The organism is Pseudoalteromonas sp. RB2-MNA-CIBAN-0110, assembly GCF_040309305.1.
Classification (GTDB): domain Bacteria; phylum Pseudomonadota; class Gammaproteobacteria; order Enterobacterales; family Alteromonadaceae; genus Pseudoalteromonas; species Pseudoalteromonas arctica.
This window is the reverse complement of sequence record NZ_JBEOOQ010000358.1, coordinates 1-230: the sequence shown is the minus strand read 5'-3', so window position 1 is coordinate 230 and position 230 is coordinate 1. Positions and strand designations below refer to the sequence as shown.

Annotated in this window: 1 protein-coding gene; it reads left to right on the top strand. The window is 33.5% G+C overall.

Translation table 11 applies throughout. The features are described from left to right. Window positions 1-230: hypothetical protein (locus AAEY68_RS21785; RefSeq protein ID WP_350586910.1), on the top strand; the 230-nt coding region annotated here is incomplete at both ends.

The window sequence follows — 230 nt, the reverse complement described above, 5'->3', positions numbered from 1 at the left end:
AGATATGTTTTTGATGAATGCATTGCATATTTTGGTCAAAACAGAATAGCCTTAGCTGGCTACACAACATTGCAAGACACTATCTCAACAGTGTTATCAAATGAACGAAATCGTATCGAGACTATTCTCAATGAAAACTTAGCCCAACCTACAAAAGCAACGTTACTTAAATTACTTGAATCAAATAGCACCTTTACTGATTTAGCCAAATTAAAGAAAATGGCTAAAGA